Genomic DNA, 18462 nt, shown 5'->3' with positions numbered 1-18462 from the left:
CCTAGGTGGCCAGCTCGCGCTTGATCAGGGGCGCGAAGGCCAAGGTGGCGACGACCTGGACGACGCCCATCACCAGGTACGGTGTGCGCAGGTCGGTGCGGTGGGCAAGGAACCCCGCGCCGACGGCACCCGCCGGGGCCGCGCAGAACGCGACCATTCGGTAGACCGCGGTCACCCGGCCGAGCAGCTCGGCCGGGACGATCCGTTGCCGCAGGGTGATCGAGATGACGTTCCACCAGGTGCTGCCGAAGCCCATCAGCACGGCGCCGGCGATGATCAGCGCCAGCTCGGTGAAGACCCCGAACGAGACGACTGCCACGCCGAGCACGAGCATCGAGGTGATCAGGTTCTTGAACGTCGACAACCGGCGGGCGAGCCGGGGCGCGAGGACCGCGCCGACGACGCCGCCGACCGCGTAGGTCGCGACCAGCCAGCCGAACCACGCCTCCGGCAGGTGCAGGGCTTCCAGCACATAGAGGACGAGGATCGCGACGATGCCCGCCCCGACCGCGTTCGAGACCAGCAGCAGTAAGCACAGCGACCGCAGCAGCTTGTGCCGCCACAGATAAAGCAGTCCTACCTTGAGCTCCCGGCCGAGATTGCGGTCCGGCGACACCGCGCGGGCCGGTGCGGCGCGTCGTACCAGGAAGACCAGTACGGCGGCGGCCGCGAAGGAGATCGCGTCGACGAGGATCGGCAGGCCGTGGTGCATCACGAACAGCACGGCGCCGACCGGTGGGCCGATCAGGTTGGCCAGCAGGACCAGGGCCGCCTGGTTGTAGCCGTTCGCCCGCTCCAGCGCGGTCCCCACGACGAGGTCCGGGATCACCACCGAGGACGCGTTGTCGAAGAACGGCGCGAGCATGCCGAGCAGGAAGCCGGTGATCAGCAGCAGCGGGATGCTCTCCTGGCCGACCAGTACGGCGGCCGCGAACGCGCCGGCGATCACGGCCCGGATCGCGTCCACGATCCACATCGTGGTGGTACGACGCCAGCGGTCGACCATCACGCCGGACACCAGGCCGAGCAGCAGCCAGCCGACGCCGGTGACCGCTTCGGTGAGCGAGACGATCCGGGGATCGCGGCTCAACGAGGCCGCGAGCAGCGGCAGCGCACCGAACGTGATGCCGTCGCCGAGGAACGAGATCGCCCCCGCGGTCCAGAGCACCCAGTACGGCCTACCGAGCGGCTCCTGCCGCCGTCTCATGAAGCAATGACTAGCTCACACCCGGTGTCGCGCATGGCTTTGCGGGCGGGAGTGGAGAGGCCGGCGTCGGTGACGATGACATCCAGGTCCGCCCAGGTGGCGAACGTGCTCAGGCCGACCGTGCCCCACTTGGTGTGGTCGGCGACGACCACCACCTCGCGGCTCGCGGCGATGAAGGACCGGTTCGTCTCGGCCTCCATCAGGTTCGGCGTGGACAGGCCGTGCTCCGCGTCGACGCCGTGCGCACCGAGGAACAGCAGGTCGAGGTGCAGCGAGCCCAGCGCGGCGGTGGCGATCGGGCCGACCAGCGCGTCGGACGGCGTCCGGATGCCGCCGATCAGGACGACGGTGCGGTCGGACCGGCTGTTGCCGTGGAACACGTCGGCGATCCGGGCCGAGTTCGTCACGACGGTCAGGTTCTCCACCCGGAGCAGCTGCCGGGCCAGCGCGTAGGTCGTCGTACCGGCGCCGATGCCGATCGCGCTGTCCGGCTGGACCCGGCGGGCCGCCTCGGCGGCGATCGCCTGCTTGGCCGCGGACTCCTGGGTCAGCTTGGCGTCGAACCCGGGCTCGTGCGCGCTGCGCAGCCCGACCGACGTGGCCCCGCCGTGCACCTTGTGCAGCAGGCCACTGGAGTCGAGCGCGTCCAGGTCGCGCCGGATCGTCATGTCCGAGACCCCGAACCGCTCCACCAGCTCGGCGACCGTGACCGCGCCCCGACTGTTGACCTCGGCAACAATCGTGGCCTGCCGCTGAGCGGCGAGCTGCCCTCCCCGGCCCCGCGGTGCCTCTGCTCCGGCTGCGTTCACGCTGCACAGCCTAGTGTGGAAATCGGTGTCTGTCAGGGAAATCGCATTGCCGCGGCGGGCCCGGCTTGGCACGCTGAAGCATGCGATTCCCCGAAGACGTGCCGGTGCTGTCCGACGACGCGGTGACCCTGCGTGCGCACACCCCGGCAGACATCGACCCGGCGTACGAGATGTGCCAGGACCCGGAGATGCAGCGCTGGACCACGATTCCGGTGCCGTACCGGCGCGAGCACGCGGTGAACTTCCTCACCGAGCAGATCCCGAACGGGTGGCGCGACGGCGGCATGCGGGCCTGGGCGATCGAGTACGACGGCCGCTACGCCGGGACCATCGACCTGCGCGACGGCGAGGGCGGAGTCGGTGAGGTCGGGTTCGCGGTCACGCCGTCGGCCCGGGGCGCCGGGGTGATGACCCGGGCGCTGCGGCTGGCCGTCCGGTACGCGTTCGACGTGCTGGAGTGGGACCGGGTGATCTGGCGTGCGTTCGTCGGCAACTGGGGGTCCCGCCGGGTCGCGTGGAAGGCGGGGTTCCGTGGCCTGGTCGTCGTACCAGGTGGTGGCAGGGCGCGGGGCGTGCGGTACGACGAGTGGGTCGCCACGGTCGGCCGTGACGACGACCTCGAGCCGGTGGGCAACTGGTGGAAGGTGCCCGAGGTCGAGGGGGACGGCTTCCGGCTGCGCGCGTTCCGGGCAACCGATGCGAAGCGGGTCGCGGAGGCGTGCAACAACGAAAGGACGCAGAACTGGCTGCCTGGGCTGCCGTCGCCGTACCAGGTGACCGATGCCGAGCAATTCATCGAGGGGCGCCAGGACGTGCTGGCCGGCGGCGATGGTGTGGTGTGGGCGATCGCGGACGCGGGCACCGACGAGGTGCTCGGTTGCGTGAGCCTGTTCGACATGAACAACCGGATCGACAAGACGATGGCCGAGATCGGCTACTGGGCGCACCCGGAGGCGCGTGGTCGCGGGGTGATGTCGGCCGCCGTCCGCCTCGTTGTCGAGCAGGCGTTCAAGCCGGTCGCGGAGGATGGCTTCGGGCGGCGGCGACTGGTGCTGTTCGCTGCCGACGGCAACACAGCGTCGGCCCACGTTGCCGAGGTCAACGGCTTCACCCACGTCTCCCTGCAGCGGTCGGCGAGCCCGCGACGGGACGGCAGCCACGCCGACCTGCACGGCTTCGACCTGCTCGCCTCCGAGCGGACCTGATCCGCGGCGGCCGAGGGGTTGCCGGGCGGTGCTTCCGAGCGGTAATGGTGACCGCCCGAAATCGGTGCTGTACGGCCAGTTGGTGTCATCCGACACTACTTCCCCTCGCCGTCTCGGCATCCGGCTGCTTGAATCGACTGGTGAGAGATCGTGAGGAGCTCGTCCGCCGCTGGCAGGCCGGGTGGTCGGTTTCGAGGGGCTGGACCACCGTGGAGGACGACAACGACGGCATTCTGACTGTCCGTGCGGGTGAGGGGAACCGCGCGATGGAGTACGTCGTACTGGATGCCGATGACAAGCCTGAACGGGTCGAACGGGCCGCCGAGCTGGCGCTGGCCGCCGGCGGCGGCCGGGGAGCCGGCTGGGTCACCCTGGCCACGGACGACAAGGAAGCCCGGATCGAGCAGCTCGAGGACCTCGGCCTCGAGGTCCAGCAGGACCAGGACTGGCTGATGACGATCCAGCTCTCGGAGCAGCCGGCGCTGAAGCTGCACGAGCGCTACGCCCTGCACACCGAGCTCGAGTCCGACCTGATCATCACCCGGGCCACCCTGCACGGCGGCGTGGTGTCGAGCGGGCGGATGGCCGTGGTCGGCGAGGACGCGGTCGCGGACCGGATCGAGACCGATCCGGCGCACCGGCGGCGCGGGCTGGGCAGCGCGGTGATGGCCTCCCTGGTCGAGACGGCGGCGGCCCAGGGCGCCAAGCGCGGCATCCTGATCGCCTCGATCGACGGCCTGCGGCTGTACCGCAGCCTCGGGTGGAAAGTGGTCGCGGACATCATCATCGCCCGCTCCCGGTGACCCCCGTCACGTTCAAACGCATGACATAGTCAAAGGTTCGTGAAGTGCGGCCACCCCGGGGAGTCAGCCCCACCTGACCTGGGAAAGGCTGCAGACCATGACGAGCCACAGACGACCACAACAGCGCCACGGAGTGATCGGGCCGCTACTGGCCTCGCTCTCGGCGCTGGTGCTGATCGCCGGCATCGGGTGGTTCGTGCTGGACCGGACTGCGAGTGTCCTGACCAGCCAGGACCGGCCGCTGACCACGGCGACCGACGAGCTGTCCGAGACGCCCTCGGTGACCCCGTCGGTCACACCGTCTCGCCGTACGACTCCTTCTCTCACACCTACTCGTACGCCGACGCGCTCGAAGGCGACCAGTCCGACCCCGCGCCGTACGACGACGGCCCCGAGCCGGGACGGCAGCCGGAGCCCGAAGCCGTCGCCGACGCCGATCCGGACCACGAGCAAGCCGACGGCCACCAAGACCACGACCAGCGCGCCGACCGGCGGATCGGGTACGGCGGAAGCACAGGTGCTCAGCCTGACCAACAGCGAGCGGTCGAAGGCCGGCTGCGGTCCGCTGAAGATGAACAGCGCCCTGACGGAGGCCGCCGAGGCACACGCGGCTGACATGGTCGACCAGCACTACTTCTCGCACGACAGCCTGGACGGCCGCAGCCCGTTCGACCGGATGAAGGCCGCCGGCTACAGCGGCGGCGCGATGGCCGAGAACATCGCGGTCGGCTACAAGAGCCCGGCCGCCGTGGTCGAGGGCTGGATGAACAGCGCCGGCCACCGCAAGAACATCCTCAACTGCACCTACACCGTGATCGGCATCGGCTACGACAGCGGCCAGGTGAAGCCCGAGTGGGGCAGCGGAAGCTGGGTGCAGGACTTCGGCGGTTAACGCTTGCCGGGTGAACCTTCGATAATCGTTAAGAGGCGTCGCAGACCTGTAACGGTGACCTCTACGGTCAGTTAAGGTCGCTGTTCGGTGAACCAGGGGGGACCTGGCAACAACTGAACGCGGGGAACGACGAGCACTCGGTACGACGAAAACGAAGAGGATTCGCCCACCCATGACGGATTCGCCTACCCCCCGGCGACACCGCGGCAGTAGAAGAGCTCCCCGGCGGAGCCGCGGCCTGATCGGCCCTACCGTCAGCGCGTTGTCCGTTCTCCTCGCCATCGGCCCGGTCGTCTACCTGATGTCCCGCGAGAACTCGACCGTCGACGGCGCGACCAAGGTCCTGAACGTCTCCGAGGAGACCCGCGACGACGCCGGCAACTCGGTGGCCGACGGCCACAACTCCTCCGGCGCTCCGGACGGCAAGGTCACCAAGACGCTTCCGAACGGCACGACGACTGTCGCAGGTACGCCGGTCCTCGGCTCGGCGGCCTCGACGTCGACCTCGGACACTCCGGCCTCGACCGGCACCACCACCGGCGCCCCGTCCGGGACACCGACGAGCATCGTCACCACCGCGCCGACCAGTGGCGTGACGACCGTGACGGTGAGCCCGTCCGGACCTCGCACCGCGCAGACCAGCACCAAGCCGAAGCCGCGGCCGTCGAGCAGCACCCCGACGAAGACGCGGAACAGCGAGCCCCGGCCGAGCGAGACGACCGAGCCGCCGACCGGTGGCGGCGGCACCAACGCGCAGGAGCGCGAGGTGCTCAAGTACACCAACGCGATCCGCGAGCAGCAGGGCTGCGGCCCGCTCCGCCTGGACAGCGCGCTGGTCGAGGCGGCCGGACGGCACGCGTCCGACATGGTCCGCCGGCACTACATGGACCACACCAACCCCGACGGCCAGGACCCGGGCGACCGGATGGCGGCCGCCGGCTACCGCGGTTCCGGCTGGGGCGAGAACATCGCCGCCGGCTACGACTCCGCGCAGAAGGTCGTCGCGGCCTGGATGCAGAGCGATGGACATCGCAAGAACATCCTGAACTGCCGGTTCACCTCCATCGGCATCGGCTACGACCCCGGCCAGGTCCGGTCCGACTGGGGTCCCGGCAGTTGGGTCCAAGACTTCGGACGCAGCTGAGGGCTGTGGGTGTCATTGTGCTGAAAACACTGAGTGTGGCGAAGACGTTGTCTCAGCGCCACAACGTCCGGCCGCTTCACGGCCGGTCACTGCGGGTAGATCCGTCCTTGTCATGTCGCCGGTCCGTCCTGGGGGGCTCCGGTGAGACGAATGGTGAGGCACGTCTTGGGGGCGAGACAGTGAAGGGAACAACGAAATAATGTCCGAGTCCGGCAACGGCCGGTACAAACCACGCAGGAAGGCGACCCGGGCGGCATCCCGCGGATCCCGGTCCAGCGCGGCGAACCGGCCCACCCCGGCGGAGACCACTCCGCCGCCACCACCGGAACCGCCCCGGTACGCTCCGCGGACGAGTGACGAGTCGCCGTTCTGGGCGACCGCACAGTCCGCCGGCGCGGCCAACGAGTCTCCCTTCTGGGCGAACACGCAGTCCACCCCCGGCGCCGGCACCCAGCCGATCGCCCGCCCCAGCTCGCCCTCCAGCGTCACCCAAGGCTCCACCCCTCGGATGGCGGGCCTCGGCGACACCGCGTCGTCCCGCTCGTACTCGCGCTCCACCGACTCCGGCCTGGGCGAGACCGCCTCTTCCCGCTCATACTCCCGCGCCAGCGAGTCCGGCCTCGGCGAGACCGCCTCGTCGCGGTCCTACTCCCGCGCAGCAGCGGCCGACGCCGCCTCCTCCCGTTCGTACTCGCGCGCGGCTGCAAGCGGTTCGCCCTCCTGGGTGACGCAGTCCCCCGCAGGCTCGACCACCGAAGCAGGCGCCCAGACGGGTAGGCGTCTCGCCTCGACGATCGAGGCCGACGCCGAGCCGGCGCCCACCGCCACCGCAGGCTCGCGAGTCGCCGGCACAGCCGTCACCACCGCGGCCACGGCCGGCCCGACATCGAGAGCAGCGGCTGCCTCCTCAGGTGGAGGCGGGCGCGTCGGTTCCCGTACGGCGGCCCGCGCGGCCGGCGGAGGCGGCAAGGCGAAGCGGCCCCTGATCGCGGTCGCGTCCGTCATCCTGGTGATCACGCCGATCTCGTGGATCCTGCTGCACCAGCCGCAGAACGACGACGCCGACGCGTCGATCCCGATCGTCACCCGCACCGACGACACCTACGTCACCCCAACCACCAAGCCGGTGGTCAACCCCCCGACGCCCAAACCAAGCACCCCACCAGCCACCCCAAGCGCCACGCCCACGTCGACGCCATCGGCCACCCCGACGCGCACCCCGACGACCGCGCCCACCGACCGCCCGACGTCGTCCCCCACCGACGGCCGCATGACCACGGCCCCCACCAGCCGCCCAACCCCCACCGGCGACCGCACCACCACGTCAACCCAGCCGAAGCCCACGGAGACGACGCCTCCGCCGCCTCCCCCGGTTGACGACGGCAGCATGTCGGCCGACGAGCTGCAGCTGTTCCAGATGATCGACAGCGCCCGGCAGGACAAGGGATGCGCGCCGCTCAAGCGCGACAGCGACCTCAGCAACGGCGCAAGCGCCGACGCCAAGGAGCGCGCCTCGTCCGGCAACACCAACTCGTCGAGCTCGTCGTCGACCACCGCCGGTGGCGAGGACTGGACGGCTCAGGACGCCTACGACCAGATGATGGCCCAGAGCAGGAGCATGGTCCTCAACTGCGGCCTGACGACGCTGGGCGTCGGGATGGACAAGGCCAAGTACAAGGAATGTTTGCTGTTCATCTGCAGCACGAACACCCGGTACGCCTGGGTTGCGGACTTCACGTAAGACGTAGCGCACTTTCGTCGGGTGTTGGTGGGACCATGGGAGGGAACGACCCTTGGTCCCACCAACCCTGCGGGAGGCCGGATGTACGGGGAACGCGACGACCTGGACCCGCCCCGGCCCGCCCACTTCGGGATTCCGCCGGACGCGCTCGCCGACGAGCGCCCCGATCCGCGCCCGGAAGAGGCGAAGCGGATGGGCCTGAGCCGGCACACCGAGGAAGGCGCCGTCCTGTACTTCGCGTCCTCCCTCGACCGCGGCAAACCCGGTCACCGGATGATCGCCTGGATCCTGCTGGTCACGTTCGCGGCGCCGGCTCTCTACACTCTTCTGCTCCTCCTGTGAGCCCGCCGAACTCCTGACGGTGCCGCTGCGGCGTCGTACCGAGGACTGCGTGGAAGTGGTGGCGCAACGCGGCGCTGCTGCCGAAGCCGCTGTCAGTGGCGATCCGCTCGACCGGGTGGTCGGTGGTCTCGAGCAACAACCGGGCTCGGTCGAGGCGCTGGCGCAGCAGCCATGCCTGCCCGGAGCTGCCGGTGCGGGCGCGGAACTGCCGGGTGAACGTACGCCGGGACAGCGCAACCGCCGCCGCCCATTCGTCCAGCGTGACCGGCTGGTCGAGCCGTGCCCGCGCCCACAGCATCGCCTTCTCGATCACGTCGTCGCTCGGGTCGGGCGGGACCGGGACCGGGATGTACTGCGCCTGTGAGCCGCTGCGATGTGGTGCGACCACGATGCTCCGGGCCAGCCGCTCGGCGAGCTCGACGCCGTGGTGCGTGCGGACGAGGTGCAGGCAGCAGTCGAGGGAGGCGGCGGTCCCGGCCGAGGTGAGGAGGTCGCCGAGGTCGGACCAGAGGACGTCCGCGCGGACAGTGATGTTCGGGTGCTTGGCCTGCAGTTGGTCGGCCCACTTCCAGTGCGTGACCACCTCCCGGCCGTCCGCGATCCCACTCGCCGCGACCAGGAACGCGCCGATGCACAGCCCGACGACGGTCGCACCGCGGGCGTGCGCGCGCTGGATGCTGTCGATCAGTACGGCGGACGGTTCCCGGTCGGGATGCCAGCTCGGCAGGATCACCAGGTCGGCCGTGTCCATCACGTCGAGGCCGTGGTCGACGGAGATCCCGAAGCCGGCGTTGGTCCGGAGCGAACCGGGCTCCTCGGCGCAGACGTTGACCTCGTACTCGCACGGTTCGCCGAGGCGGTCGCCGAGGACGAGGCACGGTACGGAGAGGTGGAACGGGCTGATCCCGTCGTACGCGAGGACGGCGACTGTGCGCATGGGACCAGTATGGCCCGATCTTCAGGAACTGTGGCTCGCGGGCCAATGGTGGGTGAGGTCGGCGGCCGCGACGATCGAGGCATGAAGATCACGCACATCGGCGGCCCGACCGCGCTGTTCCGCCTCGGCGGCCTCACGTTTCTGACCGATCCCGCCTTCGACGAGCCACAGGACTACGTGCTGCCGACCGGCCGGGTGATGACCAAACTGATCGGGCCCGCGGTGCCGGTCGCGGAGCTCGGGCCGGTCGACGTCGTACTGCTGTCGCACGACGAGCACAAGGACAACCTCGACGACGCCGGCCGCGCCCTGCTGCCGTCGGTGCCGACGGTCTTGTCGACGCCGGGTGCTGCGACGCGGATCCCAGGCGTACGCGGTCTGGAGAGCTGGGAGTCGGTGGAGCTGGCCCGCCCCGACGGCGGCGTGATCACGGTGACCGGCGTACCGGCGTTGCACGGTCCCGAAGGCGCCGAGGCCGTCCTGGGTGTGGTCACCGGTCTCGTCCTCACCGCCGACGATCTCCCCACCGTCTACGTCTCCGGCGACAACGCCTCCGTGGCCCTCGTCAAGCAGATCGCCGACCGCTTCCCCGTCGACGTGGCCATCCTCTTCGCCGGCGCCGCCCGCACCCCGCTGATGGACGGCGCACCCCTGACCCTCACCTCATCAGCCGCCGCGGAAGCCGCCCATCTCCTGGGCGCGGCGACCATCATCCCCGTCCACACCGAAGGCTGGTCCCACTTCTCCGAAGGCCCCGACCAGCTGACAGCAACCTTCGCCGAGTCCGGCCTGACCGACCGCCTGAACCTCCTCCCCCACGGCGTCGAGACCACCGTCGCCGGCTAGGGGATGTTGTGTGAGGTCCAGAACGGCTTGAGGTCGGTGGGGCTGACGGCCTGCGCGGCGGTCTTGAAGGCGGCGGGGGTTGCTACGCCGTACCAGTGGGACTGCGCGTAGGTCGTCGGCCAGCAGCCGACCCGGTGGTTGCCTTCGTGCACGTCGGTGGCGTACGTCGCGAACGCCTCGTCCAGCCAGGGATCGGCGTACTCGTTGTTGCCGATGATCCCGTACCACCACTGGTGCGCCACCTCGTGCACGACCGGGCTGCCGGCCACGTTCAGCAACACGAACCCCGGGTACTCCATCCCGAGGAAGTTGCTCCACCCGTCATGCAGCACCAGATCGAGTTCACCGTACGGACCACGTCGTACCGTCACCGCTCCCGGTCAGCTCCACGTCGTACGACGGAGCCGCCGGAGTCCGCACCTCCTCCGCAGGCGCCGCGAACAACGAGATCGGGGCCAGCAGCAACAACAGGATCCGGTGCATGCGCAGACTCCCCGAACTGGTGGAGTCTGCAGGCTACCGAGTGGCCGGCGCCGGATCCGGCCCGTCCGGGAGCCATTCGTGTACCAAGATCTCATCGCCTACGTGAAGGATGCCCTCGGCAAGCACCGCGGCCTTCATGCCGAAGCTGACCCCACCGCCGTAGTCCGGTTGCCGGCGGTACGTCGCCAGCGTCCGGGTCGGCTCCGGACCGCGCTTCTCGCCGGATGCCTGGTCGACGGTCGGGACCGCGCACCGGATCGCGCGGGCCGCGTACCCGATCTCCACCGAGCCGGCCGTCATCCGCAGCACCCGGTCCTCGGTGTGCGGCTCGGGCCAGCCGGAGACCACGATGTTGGGCCGGAAGCGGTTGATCGGGATCGCGTCGCCGCCGCGCTCCACGATCCGCTCGTTCAGGCCGTCCAGCGAGGACAGCGACGCGATGAGCAATGCGTGCGCGTCACCGAACCCAGTCTGACCGGGATTCACGCCCCAGCCGGGCCGCTCGTGCTCGGGCGTCACCCGGACCAGCGCGGCCGGCCTGGAGAGGCGGGCGGTGAACCACTCGTCCGCGGCCGGGTCCTGCACGACACCCAGGCCGAACCACTTCCCGAACAGGCTGACGTCGCGCCGCTTCCCGTCGTACTGCACCGGGATCTCGAGGTCGGGCGCACCCGCTGCCGACAACCGGAGCCCGGCGCCGTCGTCCAGCACCTCGGCCCGCAACGCGGCCATCGCGGGCAGGCTGCGCTGGCTCAGGAACGTCCCGTCCGGCTCGACGAGCATGAAGTTCCGGTCGTGCCGGAGCCCGGCCGGACCCACCTCGGACCGCTCCACGGACACCCCGGCCAGCCCCTTCACCGGGTAGTAGGACAGAGCAGCAACCTTCGCGATTGACATTGCTCAATCCTAGCTTGACCCCTGTCACTTGCCTTGTTTGATCATGTTGGATTATGTTTGATCACGAGGAGGCCGACATGAACGCGGAGATGTTCGCCGGCGCGCTCCGGCGGGTCCGGCAGCAGTCCGGGCTCACCTACCGGCAGCTCGCTGATCAAGCGCACTACTCGCACGCACACCTGGTCCGGGCGACCAGCGGGAAGCAGCTGCCGACCTGGGACGTCACTGCGGCCTTCCTGACCGGATGCGGTGTGCCGCCCGAGCTCCTCCCGGTCTGGCGCCGGCACTGGGAGGCGGCTGTCCGCGATGCGCAGGACGTCGCCCAGCTGCTGCAGTCCGCCGAGACCCTGCAGGACCTCGGCGCCGCGTTGGCGGCGCTGGCCCGGCCGAGGTCCTCGCGCAGCCTGGAGCGGCTCACCGGAATCCCCCGGACCACGCTCCAGGCGTGGTTCCAAGGCGCTCGCTTGCCCGGCCGCGATCGCGTGGACCGACTGGTCCGCGCCGTCGGCGCGACACTCGAGGAACGCGCGGCGGTTGCCGAGGCGCTCGAGCGGATCGGATCCGGCCGGACCCGCGCGGCTGCGTGAAGCGTCAGCGGCGGAAGGTGCCCGCGGGAGCGGGTGGGGTGGTGAAGCCTTCGGCGTCGGTGAGCGGGGCTGCTTTGCCGGCCAACTCACTCAGGGGAAGGACGTCGTACGGCGGTTGCGCCCGCCGGCCGGCCGCGGTCAGGTCCGGGACGGGCTGGGGCGACGCGACCAGGATGACGTTCCCGAAGCCCTTGCCCCGCAGGACCTTCCGCTCGGCCAGCACCACCCCGTCGCCGACGGCCCCGCGGACCGTGGCCGCCGTACGGCGGATGAACGGCAGGCCGGCCGATCCGTCGATCAGGTTGGCGACCAGTACGCCGGTCGGTCGCAACACCCGGGCGCACTCGGCGAAGAACTCGGCCGTGACCAGGTTCGCCGGGACCGCCTCCCGCTCGAACGCGTCCAGGATCAGCAGGTCCATCGAGTCGTCGTACAGCTCGGTGATGCCGGCCCGGCCGCTGACGGCGCGGACCTTGATCCCGGACCGCTTCGGCAGCGGAAGCGCCTCGCGGACGAACTCGGTCAGGTCCTCGTCGGGCTCGAGCACGACCTGCCGCGAGCGCGGCCGGGTCGCCGCGACGTACCGCGGCAGGCTCAGCCCGGCGCCGCCGATGTGTACGACGGCGACCGGCTGACGCCGAGGTGCGGCGGCATCGACGACATCGCCGATCCGCCGCATGTACTCGAACGACAGGTTGGTGGGGTCGGCAAGGTCGACCTGCGACTGCAGCGAGCCGTCGACCCGGAGCACGAAGGTGCCGTCGGCCTCGGCCTCGACGGTCGCCGTCCCGGACCCGACCTTGCGTTCCACCCGCCTATCTTGTCACCGGGCGCTCAGCGCGCCTCGGCCTCCTCGGCCACCGCGACGTCGGTGTTGTCGGTGAACAGCCCGTCGATCCCGGCCTTGCGGTACGCCGCGATCTCGCCGAACAGGTTGCCCGACTCGGCCGCGACCGCGGAGCTGTCGAAGTTCGCCGGCAGGAAGTTGTTCTCCACCCGGAACGTGTACGGGTGCACGACCAGGCCGGCCCGGTGCGCGTTGCCGACCAGCGCGGTCGGCTGGCCGAGCTTGCCGGTGGCGTCCAGCGGAATCACCTGGTCCTTCGCCGGGCCGAGCCCCTGCGCGTACGTCGCGACCTCACGCAACCCGCTCGCGCTCACGATGTCGGCGTACGTGCGCTTGTCACCGGCGACCACGAAGTCGTACGGCGCGCCGGACGAGCTGGTCAGCTGGACGAGCGGGACGCGGAGTTGCTTGCGCAGCGCCTTTAGGTTCGCGACCTCGAAGGACTGGACGAACACCTTGGCGTCCGGGCGGTTCAGGCCGTTGCGGTTCAGCGTCTTCACCAGCTCCGGCTCGAGCGCCAGACCCTGCTGCTGGAAGTAGGTCGGGTGCTTGGTCTCGGGGTAGATGCCGATCGGCCGGCCGAGCTCACGGGACAGCCGGCGGCTCAGGTCGATGACCTCCTGCAGGGTCGGGACCTGGTAGCGGCCGTCGAACACGGTGTTCTGCTGGCGGATCGCCGGGATCCGCTCCTTCGCCCGCAGCGTGCGCAGCTCGGCCAGCGTGAAGTCCTCGGTGAACCAGCCGGTCACCGCGACCCCGTCGAGCTGCTTGGTCTTCTTCCGGCCGACGAACTCCGGGTGCGCCGCGACGTCCGTCGTACCGCCGATCTCCGGCTCGTGCCGGGCGACCAGCACCCGGTCCTTGGTGGTCACCAGGTCCGGCTCGATGTAGTCGGCGCCCATCCGGGCCGCCAGCTCGTACGACGCCAGCGTGTGCTCGGGCCGGTACCCGGACGCTCCGCGGTGCCCGACGATGACGAAGTCGTCGCGGTGCTTGGCGGCGGCCTGCGCAGCAGTGTCTGCGGTGTCGGCGGCCGGGGCCGACGTCGGCAGGGCCTGCGGGACCAGCACGGCCGCGGCCACGGCGAGGGCCGACGCGGCGGCCGGGACGAACCGGCGGGGCAGCACCGTTCGCTTCATGAGGTTCTCCTTACAGGTCAGGAACTGGAAGACACCCTTGGATACTGCGAAGACCACCGGATGTCCGCGCGGTGAACGATTCCCCGCGATGTGAGCAAGTCGTGGGTCCCCCAGCGTTGGTAGCACGCACGGGGCTTGCTAGCGTCCGAAGCACACTGTCACAAGAGTTCGAGGAGCGTGTCGTGAGCACTACACCGGTGAAGGTGGCCGTTACCGGGGCCGCTGGTCAGATCGGCTACAGCCTGCTGTTCCGGATCGCGAGCGGTGCGCTGCTCGGCCCGGACACGCCGGTGGAGCTGCGACTGCTGGAGATCACCCCGGCGCTGAAGGCGCTCGAGGGGGTCGTGATGGAGCTCGACGACTCGGCCTTCCCGACGCTGGCCGGGGTGGAGATCGGCGACGACCCGAACGTCATCTTCGACGGTGCGAACGTGGCGCTGCTGGTCGGCGCCCGGCCGCGGACCAAGGGGATGGAGCGCGGCGACCTGCTGGAGGCGAACGGCGCGATCTTCACCGTCCAGGGCAAGGCGCTGAACGAGCACGCCGCGGACGACATCCGGGTCACCGTGACCGGCAACCCGGCCAACACGAACGCGCTGATCGCGAAGAGCAACGCCCCGGACATCCCGGCCGAGCGGTTCTCCGCGCTGACCCGGCTGGACCACAACCGCGCGCTGGCCCAACTGGCGAAGAAGACCGGCGTGCACGTCACCGACCTGAAGAAGATGACGATCTGGGGCAACCACTCCGCGACCCAGTACCCGGACATCTTCCACGCCGAGGTGGCCGGCAAGAACGCGGCCGAGGTCGTGAACGACCAGGCGTGGCTCGAGAGCGACTTCATCCCGACCGTGCAGAAGCGCGGCGCGGCGATCATCGAGGCCCGCGGCGCGTCCTCCGCGGCGTCCGCGGCGGCGGCGACCATCGACCACACCCGCGACTGGCTGCGCGGCTCGGCCGACGGCGACTGGCTGTCGATGGCGGTCGTCTCCGACGGTTCGTACGACGTACCCGAGGGCCTGATCTCGTCGTTCCCGGTCACCACGAAGGACGGCAACTGGGAGATCGTCCAGGGCCTCGACATCAACGACTTCTCCCGCACCCGCATCGACGCCAGCACCACCGAGCTCGCCGAAGAACGCGACGCCGTACGGTCCCTCGGCCTCATCGGCTGACTCCAACAACAAGAACAACACTCGGCTCCTCCGCCCTCCGGGCGGAGGAGCCGAGCTGTATGAGGGGCACCCCGCGGCCTACCCCACCTGCCGCGTCCCCGGGCGGAGCCCGGGGGCGCGGGGTCAGCGGAGTTGGTAGGCGGCGAGGGTGGTTTGGGTGGTGGTGTTGCCGGTGGTGTCTTCGAGTGTTGTTTTGAGGGAGATGGTGGAGCCGGCGGGCGTTGGGAAGACGGCTTTGTAGGTGGAGCCGGAGGGGATGACCGGGGCCGGGGTCCAAGTAGCGCCGCCGTCTCCGGAGACCTGGAGGGTCAGCTTCTTCACGGGTGGGAGGGTCACGCCGGGGGCGCCGTCCAGAAGGATGGGGAGGACGGTGACTGGCGTGCGTTCAGCGGTGTTCCGGGCGTCGACCGGCGGCTGGTACCTGACGGTGCGGAGTGGGAGCAACGTCTTCGCGGCGGTCGCGCCCGAGCTGAAGGTCGCCACCAGATCCGTGCGAGTCGAGAAGCCGTGGACCGTCTGCGTGCCCGTGGTCTCGAAGGTGTACGACGCCTTCTCAGCCGGCAGCCCAGTCGCCGACACAGAACCGAACGATGGTGAGGTCGCAACCTCAACCCCGTCCCGCGTGAGCTTGCTGCTCGCGGCGTCCGTCCGTATCCACCCCACGTGTCCATCGGCGTCCGCGTAGTTCGGGACCGACACGACCAGCCCCGCACCGTCCCGGCTGACCTCCCGAACGGACGGCACGAACGACGCCGCGTTCCACCGCTCGCGATAGCTCTGCCCAGCCTCGTACCGCTTGGCCGACCCCTGCAGCAGCCAGTCGCCGATCGGCCTTCCGACGGCCCCGAGCTCACTCGTCCAGCCGCCTGCAGTCTCGTCCAGGTAGTAGCGCAGCGTGCGCGGCGCATCGAGCCGCAGCACGCGGGCGAAGACCGCGCCGACCTCGGGCATGACCGGCCAGATCATCTTCTGGACCTGCTGATCGTTCGTCGCGTTCACCGTGTGGTCGACGACAGCAAGCTCCGCCTGCCGAACATCCCGGTGGAACCCGGTGACGAACTCACCCGGCTGGTGGTTCGCGATCCCGTACAAATACGGGGTGTTCGTGAAGAACCCGTCCCCGCGCACACCCCACTCCGACGTGACGTGCCCGGTCAGCTCAGCCGCCGGCAGTTTGGGCCCGGTGCTCGCCGTGAACACCCGCCCGAACCGGAAGCCCGCCATCGTGCTCCAGAACGCGCGCTCCCCGTCGGCCGAGGCTCGGTCGTACCCGACGTCGGAGTTCGCCTGCTCGGCGTCCGCCCGCGGGACCGTGGTGGTGACGACCTTCGCCTTCCGAGCGTCCAGTACGACGGTCTGGTCCGACGTCAGCTGGACGCGCGGGGCGACCAGCTTGTAGAAGCCGTAGTCCTCGGGCGCCAGCTCGAACTCCTGGAACTGGTCGAGCAGGTACTCGCCCTTCGGCAACCTGACCTGCACCGTCCCGTCGTCGTCGCCGAACCAGTCGAACACGTCGTTGCTCATACCGACGACCGTGGTCGGGAGGTCGCTCGGTGTCCCGTCCGGCTTCGTCGTCGAGATGGTGAGCGTGTAGGTCTCGGCCTCCTTCTCCACACCGATCGGTACGACGACCGGGACGTCGCCACCGGTCGCGGTGATCCGCCCGGAGTACAACCCGTCCGTCCCGGCGTGGTTGGTGTTCGAGGTCGCCTGGACCGAGGCAGTGCCGCCCGCCGGAACGGTCAGCGCGTCGGAGCTCAACCGCAGCGCCTCGGCGGGTGCCGCCGTACCGTCCGGTCCGTTGAGCACAGCCGCGAGGGACAGCGTGACGGCCTGGGTGCCGAGGTTCCGGAAGGTGACGTCGCGGGTGACCGGCTCGTCGTCGTTGTGCGGGTACGACGCGACGCCGAACGACACGCTGCCCGGCTCGGCGACGACGGTCTGCTTGATCGCGGCGGTCAGGTCGATCCGCCCGGCCCCCTGCTGGAACGACGTCTGGTCGGCCATCACCTTGGCCGAGCCCATCAAGGCGCCCTTCAGCTGTCCCGGCGTCCAGGACGGGTGCTCCTGCAGCAGCAGCGCCGCCGCGCCCGCGGTGTGCGGTGCGGCCATCGACGTACCCGAGAGCCGAAGGTAGCTGTCGCCGACCGGCTCGCCGATCGACGAGTTCTTCGACTTCGCGGCGACGATGTCGGTGCCGGGCGCGGTCACGTCCGGCTTCACCGCGCCGTCACCGACCCGCGGCCCCCGGCTGGACCGGAAGTTGAGCTGGTCCTGCTTGTCGACGTTGCCGACCGTCAGCGCCGCGTCCGCGCTGCCCGGCGAGCCGATCGTGCGATCGCCGGGGCCGCCGTTGCCGGCCGCGATCACGAACAGCGTGCCGGTCTGCGCGGTCAGCCGGTTGACGGCCTCCTCGAGCGGGTCCACCTCAGGGGTGTCGGTGCCGCCCAGGCTCAGGTTCACCACGCGCGCCTTGACCTCGGTCGCGGCCCACTCCATCCCGACCAGGATCGCGGACTCGTCGCAACCCCAGACCTCGCACACCTTGCCGTCGTACAGCTTCGCGTCCGGCGCGACGCCCTTGTACTTGCCGTCGGACGCAGCGCCGGTACCCGCGATCGTCGACGCGACGTGGGTGCCGTGACCGACCACGTCGTCGGCGGACTCGCCGGTGAAGTTCCGCGCACCGGCCAGCTGCGACGCCAGGTCCGGGTGGGTGGAGTCGATCCCGGTGTCCAGGACGGCGACGGACACGCCCTTCCCGGTGTAGCCGGCCTGCCAGGCCACCGGTCCGCCGATCTGCGGCACGGACTGGTCGAGGCTGATCTCACGCTTGCCGTCCAGCCAGACCTTCTGCACACCCGCAGCCGAGGTCACACCAGTTAGGAAGGACGCAGCTTTGCCCTTGTCCACCTTCATCGCGGCGCCGTTGACGACCGGCAACTGACGGGTCACCGTCGCTCCCGGCGCTGCCGACCGCTGCCGGGCCTTGCCCGCGTAGGTCACGACGACTGGGATCGCCTTGGACGACGCGTCGTCGTACCTGTCCTTGATCAGGCCTGCCACGTCGAACAGCCGGCGGTCCAGCCGCCCATCCGCCACTGTCTTGTGGACGTCGGCCGGGATCACGTAGGAGTGCGTCTTGGTTCGGTAGGTGTTGAACCCGATGTCCTGCCGCCCGGCGCCGGGCTCGACCGTCGCCTTGGCCGGGTCACCGCCCCGCAGCGTCACCTTGTCGCCGGTGATCAACGTGACCTGCACGTCCTTCGCTACGGCGGCCGCAGGCGCATTCACCGCGACCGCTGCCTGCGCCGGTCCTCCCACACCGGCCGCCATCAGGCCCGCGGTCGCCAGCAAGGCGACCGCGGGCACTGCTCTGCTTCTCGATATCGAGCTGAAAGCCACGAC

18 protein-coding genes are annotated in these 18462 nt (G+C 70.2%); 9 read left to right on the top strand and 9 right to left on the bottom strand.

What is annotated here, in order from left to right:
• Position 1: 1 nt before the first annotated feature.
• Positions 2–1207 (bottom strand): MFS transporter, encoded by a 1206-nt coding sequence (locus ACIBGM_RS17740; protein ID WP_396386187.1) that lies wholly within the window; start codon positions 1205–1207, stop codon positions 2–4.
• On the bottom strand, positions 1204–2016 hold the full coding sequence (locus tag ACIBGM_RS17735) for a DeoR/GlpR family DNA-binding transcription regulator (protein WP_360537924.1): 813 nt from the start codon (positions 2014–2016) through the stop codon (positions 1204–1206). The genes ACIBGM_RS17740 and ACIBGM_RS17735 overlap by 4 nt, the downstream gene beginning before the upstream one ends.
• A gap of 80 nt (positions 2017–2096) precedes the next feature.
• Here ACIBGM_RS17735 and ACIBGM_RS17730 point away from each other — a divergent pair, with 80 nt between their 5' ends.
• From ACIBGM_RS17730 to ACIBGM_RS17705, 6 genes are all read left to right on the top strand, one after another.
• Complete coding sequence (locus ACIBGM_RS17730; RefSeq protein ID WP_360537926.1) at positions 2097–3221, top strand: GNAT family N-acetyltransferase; 1125 nt, start codon at positions 2097–2099, stop codon at positions 3219–3221.
• Positions 3222–3361: 140 nt separating this feature from the next.
• The gene (locus ACIBGM_RS17725) at positions 3362–4024 is read left to right on the top strand and encodes a GNAT family N-acetyltransferase (protein WP_360537928.1); all 663 of its coding nucleotides are present in this window, start codon (positions 3362–3364) and stop codon (positions 4022–4024) included.
• Between the two features lie 97 nt (positions 4025–4121).
• Positions 4122–4916 carry a CAP domain-containing protein gene (locus ACIBGM_RS17720; protein ID WP_360537930.1) on the top strand — a complete coding sequence of 265 codons (795 nt, stop codon included), beginning with the start codon at positions 4122–4124 and terminating at the stop codon, positions 4914–4916.
• 262 nt (positions 4917–5178) lie between these two features.
• Positions 5179–6060, top strand: coding sequence for a CAP domain-containing protein (locus tag ACIBGM_RS17715; protein ID WP_396386186.1), 882 nt, complete (start codon positions 5179–5181; stop codon positions 6058–6060).
• 199 nt (positions 6061–6259) lie between these two features.
• Positions 6260–7801: a CAP domain-containing protein gene (locus tag ACIBGM_RS17710; RefSeq protein WP_360537934.1), complete on the top strand. Its 1542-nt coding sequence runs from the start codon at positions 6260–6262 to the stop codon at positions 7799–7801.
• An 81-nt stretch (positions 7802–7882) separates the two neighbouring features.
• The gene (locus tag ACIBGM_RS17705) at positions 7883–8143 is read left to right on the top strand and encodes a hypothetical protein (RefSeq protein WP_132327403.1); all 261 of its coding nucleotides are present in this window, start codon (positions 7883–7885) and stop codon (positions 8141–8143) included.
• Here the strand turns inward: ACIBGM_RS17705 and ACIBGM_RS17700 are convergent.
• Positions 8097–9080, bottom strand: a complete 984-nt coding sequence (locus ACIBGM_RS17700; RefSeq protein ID WP_360537936.1) for a helix-turn-helix domain-containing protein — start codon at positions 9078–9080, stop codon at positions 8097–8099. The genes ACIBGM_RS17705 and ACIBGM_RS17700 overlap by 47 nt on opposite strands.
• 81 nt (positions 9081–9161) lie before the next feature.
• Here ACIBGM_RS17700 and ACIBGM_RS17695 point away from each other — a divergent pair, with 81 nt between their 5' ends.
• The gene (locus ACIBGM_RS17695) at positions 9162–9926 is read left to right on the top strand and encodes an MBL fold metallo-hydrolase (RefSeq protein ID WP_360537938.1); all 765 of its coding nucleotides are present in this window, start codon (positions 9162–9164) and stop codon (positions 9924–9926) included.
• On the opposite strand, the gene ACIBGM_RS17690 is transcribed toward ACIBGM_RS17695, so the two are convergent.
• Genes ACIBGM_RS17690 through ACIBGM_RS17680 form a run of 3 tightly spaced genes read right to left on the bottom strand, consistent with a single transcriptional unit; the run spans position 9923 to position 11306 of the window.
• Positions 9923–10297, bottom strand: a complete 375-nt coding sequence (locus tag ACIBGM_RS17690) for a hypothetical protein (protein ID WP_360537940.1) — start codon at positions 10295–10297, stop codon at positions 9923–9925. The genes ACIBGM_RS17695 and ACIBGM_RS17690 overlap by 4 nt on opposite strands.
• On the bottom strand, positions 10269–10409 hold the full coding sequence (locus ACIBGM_RS17685) for a hypothetical protein (RefSeq protein WP_360537942.1): 141 nt from the start codon (positions 10407–10409) through the stop codon (positions 10269–10271). Before ACIBGM_RS17685 ends, ACIBGM_RS17690 begins: the two co-directional genes overlap by 29 nt.
• Positions 10410–10442: 33 nt before the next feature.
• Positions 10443–11306 carry an MOSC N-terminal beta barrel domain-containing protein gene (locus ACIBGM_RS17680; RefSeq protein ID WP_360537944.1) on the bottom strand — a complete coding sequence of 288 codons (864 nt, stop codon included), beginning with the start codon at positions 11304–11306 and terminating at the stop codon, positions 10443–10445.
• A 53-nt stretch (positions 11307–11359) separates the two neighbouring features.
• Between ACIBGM_RS17680 and ACIBGM_RS17675 the strand changes: the two genes are divergently transcribed.
• Positions 11360–11893, top strand: a complete 534-nt coding sequence (locus ACIBGM_RS17675) for a helix-turn-helix domain-containing protein (protein WP_396386185.1) — start codon at positions 11360–11362, stop codon at positions 11891–11893.
• Positions 11894–11897: 4 nt separating this feature from the next.
• Here ACIBGM_RS17675 and ACIBGM_RS17670 read toward each other — a convergent pair whose 3' ends face one another.
• Both ACIBGM_RS17670 and ACIBGM_RS17665 read right to left on the bottom strand, forming a co-directional pair.
• Positions 11898–12704, bottom strand: a complete 807-nt coding sequence (locus ACIBGM_RS17670; RefSeq protein ID WP_360537948.1) for a fused MFS/spermidine synthase — start codon at positions 12702–12704, stop codon at positions 11898–11900.
• Between the two features lie 23 nt (positions 12705–12727).
• A complete protein-coding gene (locus tag ACIBGM_RS17665; RefSeq protein ID WP_396386184.1) occupies positions 12728–13879 on the bottom strand; it encodes a glycerophosphodiester phosphodiesterase in 1152 nt (383 codons plus the stop codon).
• 182 nt (positions 13880–14061) lie between these two features.
• Here ACIBGM_RS17665 and ACIBGM_RS17660 point away from each other — a divergent pair, with 182 nt between their 5' ends.
• Entirely contained in the window at positions 14062–15054 is a 993-nt protein-coding gene (locus ACIBGM_RS17660; protein ID WP_360537952.1) for a malate dehydrogenase, read from the top strand.
• A 123-nt stretch (positions 15055–15177) separates the two neighbouring features.
• On the opposite strand, the gene ACIBGM_RS17655 is transcribed toward ACIBGM_RS17660, so the two are convergent.
• On the bottom strand, positions 15178–18426 hold the full coding sequence (locus tag ACIBGM_RS17655; protein ID WP_396386183.1) for a S8 family serine peptidase: 3249 nt from the start codon (positions 18424–18426) through the stop codon (positions 15178–15180).
• Positions 18427–18462 lie beyond the last annotated feature (36 nt).

The organism is Kribbella sp. NPDC050470, assembly GCF_044458365.1.
In the GTDB taxonomy this organism is placed as follows: domain Bacteria; phylum Actinomycetota; class Actinomycetes; order Propionibacteriales; family Kribbellaceae; genus Kribbella.
The sequence above is the reverse complement of the archived record's forward strand: the minus strand, read 5'-3'. Positions and strand labels throughout refer to the sequence as shown.